Below are 7,085 nucleotides of genomic sequence, written 5' to 3' on the forward strand. Positions count from 1 at the left end.
ACACATCGATACCGATTACCGTTGGCGAGGTAAGGATTGTCATGACGAATCCTCGGAGCTAGGGTTTAAGGGCTTGTCGGGGTTTACCCTTGCGCTGGCTTGCCTCTATCGTCGGTTTTACCGATGAATTCCTTATCGGCGCTTCGGGTAGAAGGGGCGGGACGAGAAGTCTCCCACGGTCCGTACTGGCTAGAGTCGGAATCGAGCTTTTAGTCCCGCCCACCCCTTCAAGTCTAAACATACAAGCGAGCTTGCTCGCGATTGCGGTCTCAAATTCACCACTGATGGTGACTGATACACCGCTATCGCGAGCAAGCTCGCTCCCACAGGGTTTGTGCAGATCTGCAATTTCGTGGTGTGTTGTTCCAATGATGGCCATTCAGTTTCAATTAAGTTCAGCTCGCTAAGGTGTCCGGTGCTGCAACACATAAAAACCCGGAGACACCCATGAACACCCAGACTGCCCTGTTCTGCGCCTCGATCATCGCCATGACCGCCAGCCTCGCCCACGCTCGCGACCTGGGCCCCGACGAAGCCCTGAGGCTGCGTGACGCTGGTACCATTGTGTCTTTCGAGAAGCTCAACGCCACGGCGCTGGCCAAACACCCCGGTTCGACCGTTACCCAGACCGAACTGGAAGACGCGTATGGCAAGTACATTTATCAGGTTGAGCTGCGCGACCCACAGGGCATCGAGTGGGAACTGGAATTAGACGCTGTCAGTGGGCAGGTTCTCAAGGATCATCAGGATACGTAATGAAGGTGTTTTCATTTTCACGCATGGCGCTGGTGCTTCTGGCGTTTTGTTCGGTGGCCCTGGCCCGCGACCTTGATCAGGACGAAGCCCTGCGCCTGCGTCAACAGGGTGTGATTCTGCCGCTGGAGCAACTGCTGCAGCAGGCACTGGATCGCTACCCCGGCTCGAAATTGCTGGAAGCCGAGCTTGAAGAAAAACACGACGTCTACATTTATGAAGTCGAACTGCTGACCGCCGAAGGTGTGGTCCGCGAACTGGACATCGACGCCACCACCGGGCGTTTACTCAAAGACAAGGAAGACTGATCGATGCGATTGCTGCTGGTGGAAGACCACGTGCCGCTGGCCGACGAATTACTCGCCGGCCTCATTCGCCAGGGTTACGCCGTGGACTGGCTGGCCGACGGTCGCGATGCGGTGTATCAGGGCAGCAGCGAGCCCTATGACCTGATTATTCTCGACCTCGGCCTGCCCGGTTTGCCGGGGCTTGAGGTGTTGGAGCAATGGCGCACCGGCGGCTTGTCGACGCCGGTGCTGATCCTCACCGCGCGCGGGTCCTGGGCCGAACGCATTGAAGGCCTCAAGGCCGGTGCCGACGATTACCTGACCAAGCCGTTCCACCCTGAAGAACTGCACCTGCGGGTCCAGGCGCTGCTGCGTCGCTCCCACGGTCAGGCCAATCAACCGACGCTCAAGGCCGCCGGGCTGCACCTGGACGAAGGCCGCCAGTGCGTGACTCGCGACGGTGCCGACATTCAGCTCACAGCCGCCGAGTTTCGCCTGCTGCGCTATTTCATGCTGCACCCCGAACAGATCCTCTCCAAAAGCCACCTCGCCGAACACCTCTACGACGGTGAAACCGAGCGCGACTCCAACGTGCTGGAAGTTCACGTCAACCACCTGCGGCGCAAGCTGGGGCGCAGTGTGATCGAAACCCGTCGCGGTCAGGGTTACGTGTTCGGCGGGGCGGCTCAGTGAAGTCGATTCAGCGCAGCTTGAGCCTGGGCCTGATCAGCGTCATGGTCGTTGTCGGCCTGGTGCTGGCTCAAACCAGTTTGTGGTTGTTCGAAATGGGCTTGCAGCGTTACCTCGAAGCGGGGCTGCGCAATGACAGTGAAAACCTGCTGTTGGCGCTGGTACGCGGGCCGCAAGGGTTGCAACTGGAGGAGCGGCACCTGTCGCCAGCCTACCAACGACCGTTTTCCGGGCACTACTTTCGCATCGATTTCGACGATACCCACTGGCGCTCCCGTTCGCTGTGGGATCAGGAACTGCCCAGGCTTGAACATCCGGGCATGCACAGCAACTTGCAGCTGGGGCCCGAAGGCCAGCAGTTGCTCGTGTTGCGGTCAGACTATCGGCGCCTTGGCCAATCGATTTCCATCAGCGTCGCTCAGGACTACACCCCGGTGCGCGAGAGTTTCAAGCGCATGCAGCAGGTGGGGCTTGGCCTGGGATTGGCCGGGCTGCTGCTGATTTTGCTGCTGCAACGCTTCACTGTGCGCCGCGCCTTGCGTCCCCTGGAACAGGCCCGCGAACAGATCGCCCAGTTGCAGCAGGGCCAGCGCTCGCAACTGGATGATCAGGTGCCGGTGGAGTTGGAGCCGCTGGTGGCGCAAATCAACCATTTGCTCGCGCACACCGAAGACAGCCTCAAGCGTTCGCGCAACGCCTTGGGCAACCTCGGTCACGCCTTGAAAACCCCGCTGGCGGTGTTGTTGAGCCTGGCGTCCAGCGACAAACTCGACGCTCATCCAGCGTTGCGCAAGCTCCTCAAGGAGCAGTTGGAACAGATGCAGCAACGCCTAAATCGCGAACTCAACCGCGCCCGATTGGCTGGCGACGCGCTGCCGGGGGCATTGTTTGATTGCGATGAAGAACTCCCGGGGTTGTTGGCGACACTGAACATGATTCATGGCGAGCACCTGGCGCTCAGCTACCGCGCGCCGACGGGTTTGCAGCTGCCGCGGGATCGTGAGGACCTGCTCGAACTGCTCGGTAACCTGCTGGACAACGCCTGTAAATGGGCGGATGCCGAGGTTCGCTTGAGTGTGGCCGAGACGCCGGGAGGGTTTGAACTGAGCGTCGAAGATGACGGGCCGGGGATTCCCGAAGACCAGCGCGAGCAGGWGCTCAATCGCGGCACGCGACTGGATGAACAAACGGATGGCCACGGGTTGGGGCTGGGGATTGTGCGCGACATCGTCGACACGTGGGGCGGGGTGATGCGATTGGAGGAGAGCGAGTGGGGCGGGTTGAAAGTGGTGATCGAGTTACCTCGGCACTGATCGTTCCCACGCTCCGCGACGTTGATCGTTCCCACGCTCTGCGTGGGAATGCATCCCGTGACGCTCTGCGTCACATCCCACAGCGGAACGCGGAGCGTCCCAGGCGGCATTCCCACGCAGAGCGTGGGAACGATCATGAGGGGCGGATCTCAGACGCGGAACTGATCCATCAAGCTCTGCTGCTGATTCGCCAGGCTGTTCAGCGATTGGCTCACCCGTGCCGATTCGTTGGCCTGCCCCGACAACGATTCCGTCACGTCCCGAATGGTCGCCACGTTGTTGTTGATCTCCTCGGCCACCGCGCTCTGCTCTTCCGCTGCCGACGCAATCTGCAGGTTCATGTCGCTGATCACCGTCACCGCATCACCAATCTGGCGCAGCGCGGTCACCGCCTGGCTGACTTGATCGACACTGCCCTGGGCCTGGCGATGGCTGTTGTTCATCGAACCGACCACGTCCTGGGTGCCGCTCTGCAATTGCTCGATCACCAGGCGGGTTTCTTCGACCGACTCTTGCGTGCGTCGCGCCAGGTTGCGCACTTCATCGGCGACCACGGCAAAACCGCGCCCGGCTTCACCCGCACGGGCAGCTTCGATGGCGGCATTGAGGGCCAGCAGGTTGGTCTGCTCGGCAATCGCGCGAATCACTTCCAGTACCGAACCGATTTTCTCGCTGTTCGCCGCCAGACCCTCGACTTGCACCATGGCGGCGCTCATGTCGGCGGCCAGACGGTCGATGCTGGTGGTGGTCTGGTCGATCACGGTCAACCCGCGACGGGTCGCCTGGTCCGCATCTTTGGCGGCTTGTGCCGCTTGCGCGGCGCTGCGGGCAACGTCCTGGGCGGTGGCRCTCATTTCGTGGGACGCGGTGGCGACCTGATCGACCTGGCGGTATTGCTGCTCCATGCCGGCGCTGGTCTGGGTGGCAATGGCCGATGATTGGTCTGCGGTGCTGCGTGCGTCCTGCACCGAGCGTTTTACCTCGGCAATGATCGGTTGCAGCTTGTCGAGAAAACGGTTGAACCAGCCGGCCAACTGGCCCAACTCATCCTTTTTGTCGTAGGCCAGGCGCCGGGTCAGGTCACCTTCGCCGCTGGCGATGTCTTCGAGCATGTGCGCCACGCCGAGGATCGGATTGGTCACGCTGCGGGCCATCAGCCACACCAGCATCAGGCCAATCAACGCGGCCAGCACGCCGAGGCTGAGCTCAATCAGGGTGCCGGAGGTGTTGCTTTCATCGAGTTGTTTTTTCAGCGCTTCGGCTCGGCCGACCAGGACTTTTTCCGGCACGTCCAGCAGCACGCCCCAGGATTTACCCCCGGGAATCGGCTGGAATGGCGACAACACTTTCAACTGATGATCGTTGTGCAGGCTTTCGGTTTTGCTGCTGCTGGCAAGCATGCGAATCAGCTCGGCACCATTGGCTTTGTCCACGGTGTCCAGGCGCTGGCTGAGTTTGCTGGCGTCGGCGCTGTAGCCGGCGAGCAAACCGACCGGGCTGAGGATGCTGACATTGGTCTGGCCATCGTAGAGCTTTTTGCTCGCGCCCTGACTCATGGCTTGCAGGCTGTTGAGGTTGATGTCCACCGACAGCGAGGCGATGACCTTGCCGTTGACCATCAACGGGAAAACGATGCTGGTCATCAGCACGTTCTGGCCGTCGATCACGTAGAAGTACGGTTCGATCACGCACGGTTTGAGCGAGGTGCGCGGGCAGGTGAACCAGGCGTTGGCCGGTTCGCCGCTGGGGCCGGTGCTGGTGTCGGCCATGTCACTTTCCGGCAATGCCATGGAGGTGACCTTGCCCGGTGTCGGTTGCGACCAGTACAGGGCAAAACGGCCCTTGTCGTTGCTGCCCAGTTCCGCCTGACCGGTGAACAGTTCGTCCTTGCCGTCCAGTGCGTTGGCTTCGAACACCAGCGACAGGCCGAGCAGTTCCGGGTTGGCTTGCAGCGCCGACTTGACCTGGCGAGTCAGGTCTTCCCGCAGGTCGAAGGCGTCCAGAAAACGCTTTTCTGCCTGATCGCGCAGGAACAACACCTGACGCGAGAAGCCGTGGCCATATTGATAGGCATCCATGAACTGCTGACGAATCAGCAGCGCCTGGTTTTCACCCTGGGATTCGATCCGTGCCTGGGCGGCTTCGGTGAGCATCTCCATGCTTGAGGCTTTCACCATCTCGGAGCTGTGCTCCATGCGATACAGCGAAAGACCCACCAACAGGGTCACGATGCCGGCCAGGCAGAGCCCGGCCAACAGGGTGATTTTCCATTGAATGGAAAGTTGTCTTAGCGACATGGAGACGTCCTTTATTCGATAAATATCTGAGACTTTGCACTGTAGCGGCCGTGATTTGGCTTTCTTTATCCATGCGCTCAAATAAGAAACGAAACAAAACTTGTAGCAGCTGGCGAAGCCTGCGTCGGCCGGTCCGCGCTCGGGCGTAGCAGCCGTAAACCCTGTGATCTCGGTTCATTTGATTCACCGCGCTGCCTGATTTCACGACTGCTGCGCCCGAGCGCGGACCGGCCGACGCAGCCTTCGGCAGCTGCTACAGGGACGGTGTTCACTTTGACAAGGCGCCGGTGCTGCGGCACAGTGCGCGCCCTCTAATAAAACCCATTCTTAACTTCGCTGGCGGCTCTTCGCAGACTGCCGGCTGAGCTCATTTCGCTTGCCCAGAGGTAACGATGATTAATGCTGTAATTGCCGCGGTCGGCATCATGCTGATCCTCAGTCTGTCGCGCGTGCACGTGGTCATCGCGCTGATCGTCGGCGCGCTGGTGGGTGGTTTGACCGGCGGCCTGGGCATCGACGCCACGCTCAAAGCCTTTAATAGTGGCCTCGGTGGCGGCGCAACAGTAGCGTTGTCGTATGCCTTGCTCGGTGCGTTCGCGGTGGCGATTGCCAAGTCCGGCATGGCCCATGCCCTGGCGGACAAGGCCCTGGCGATGGTTGATCGCCAGCACGCCAGCGGTGGGGGGCAAGTCAAGTGGCTGCTGATCGGTTTGCTGTGGGTGGTGGCCATCGCCTCGCAAAACATTCTGCCGATACATATCGCGTTTATCCCGTTGCTGGTGCCGCCGCTTTTATATGTGCTGACCAAGCTGCAACTGGATCGCCGGTTGATTGCCTGCGTCATGACCTTCGGTTTGATCACCCCGTACATGTTCCTGCCGGTGGGCTTCGGCAACATCTTCCTCAACGAGATTCTGCTGGCCAACGTCGCCCGCAGCGGCGTGGACATCAGCGGCATCAACGTCACCCACGCCATGGGTATTCCGGCACTGGGCATGGTGTTCGGCCTGGCGGTGGCGTTTTTCAGCTATCGCAAGAAACGCGTCTACGACCTGGAGAAAATCGAGCAAGTCGAACAGGTCGCGGTGCAATACAACCCGCTGAGCCTGATGGTCGCGGGCGTCGCCATCGTGGCGGCCTTCATTATTCAGTTGCTGCTGGACTCGATGATCATCGGCGCGCTGGCCGGGTTCCTGATTTTCTCGGTGTCGGGCATTGTGAAATGGCGTGAAACCGACGACCTGTTCACCGAAGGCATGAAGATGATGGCGATGATCGGCTTCATCATGATCGCCGCGTCCGGGTTCGCCGAAGTAATGAAAGCCACCGGTCAGGTGCAGACGCTGGTGGAATCGTCGGCCTCGTGGATCAACCACAGCAAAGGCATTGGCGCACTGTTGATGCTGTTGGTGGGGTTGCTGGTGACCATGGGCATTGGTTCGTCGTTCTCCACCGTGCCGATCCTGGCGGCGATTTTCGTGCCGTTGTGCGTGCAACTGGGTTTCAGCCCGTTGGCGATCGTGTGCATCGTCGGCACGGCCGGCGCCCTGGGTGATGCCGGTTCRCCGGCCTCCGACTCGACCCTGGGCCCGACCTCGGGTTTGAACATCGACGGCCAGCACCATCACATCTGGGACACCGTGGTCCCGACCTTCCTGCACTACAACCTGCCGCTGCTGGCGTTCGGCTGGGTGGCGGCGATGATTCTCTAACCTGGCCCACCCTGTAGGAGCACGGCTTGCCGG

The 7,085-nt window shown here is 60.7% G+C and carries 6 protein-coding genes and 1 pseudogene; 5 read left to right on the forward strand and 2 right to left on the reverse strand.

Annotated features, from left to right (window positions below; all coding sequences use genetic code 11):
* Nucleotides 1–447: 447 nt before the first annotated feature.
* The 4 genes from AC1D2P_RS29880 to AC1D2P_RS29895 are packed head-to-tail and all read left to right on the forward strand — an operon-like array spanning nt 448 to nt 3,043.
* Entirely contained in the window at nt 448–756 is a 309-nt protein-coding gene (locus tag AC1D2P_RS29880; protein ID WP_046032734.1) for a PepSY domain-containing protein, read from the forward strand.
* A complete protein-coding gene (locus AC1D2P_RS29885) occupies nt 756–1,061 on the forward strand; it encodes a PepSY domain-containing protein (RefSeq protein WP_046032735.1) in 306 nt (101 codons plus the stop codon). The genes AC1D2P_RS29880 and AC1D2P_RS29885 overlap by 1 nt, the downstream gene beginning before the upstream one ends.
* A 3-nt stretch (nt 1,062–1,064) precedes the next feature.
* Nucleotides 1,065–1,733, forward strand: coding sequence for a response regulator transcription factor (locus AC1D2P_RS29890; protein WP_046032736.1), 669 nt, complete (start codon nt 1,065–1,067; stop codon nt 1,731–1,733).
* Nucleotides 1,730–3,043, forward strand: a complete 1,314-nt coding sequence (locus AC1D2P_RS29895) for a sensor histidine kinase (protein WP_477811741.1) — start codon at nt 1,730–1,732, stop codon at nt 3,041–3,043. Before AC1D2P_RS29890 ends, AC1D2P_RS29895 begins: the two co-directional genes overlap by 4 nt.
* Nucleotides 3,044–3,192: 149 nt before the next feature.
* Here the strand turns inward: AC1D2P_RS29895 and AC1D2P_RS29900 are convergent, their stop codons facing one another.
* Both AC1D2P_RS29900 and AC1D2P_RS29905 read right to left on the reverse strand, forming a co-directional pair.
* Nucleotides 3,193–3,948 carry a methyl-accepting chemotaxis protein gene (locus AC1D2P_RS29900; RefSeq protein WP_371916734.1) on the reverse strand — a complete coding sequence of 252 codons (756 nt, stop codon included), beginning with the start codon at nt 3,946–3,948 and terminating at the stop codon, nt 3,193–3,195.
* A 102-nt stretch (nt 3,949–4,050) separates the two neighbouring features.
* Nucleotides 4,051–5,340 (reverse strand): annotated as a pseudogene (locus tag AC1D2P_RS29905) (methyl-accepting chemotaxis protein); the annotation flags it as partial.
* A gap of 395 nt (nt 5,341–5,735) precedes the next feature.
* On the opposite strand from AC1D2P_RS29905, the gene AC1D2P_RS29910 reads away from it, so the two are divergent.
* Nucleotides 5,736–7,052, forward strand: coding sequence for a Na+/H+ antiporter family protein (locus tag AC1D2P_RS29910; RefSeq protein ID WP_185044997.1), 1,317 nt, complete (start codon nt 5,736–5,738; stop codon nt 7,050–7,052).
* Nucleotides 7,053–7,085 lie beyond the last annotated feature (33 nt).

The sequence above is a fragment of the Pseudomonas sp. P1_F1_2 genome (assembly GCF_056405815.1).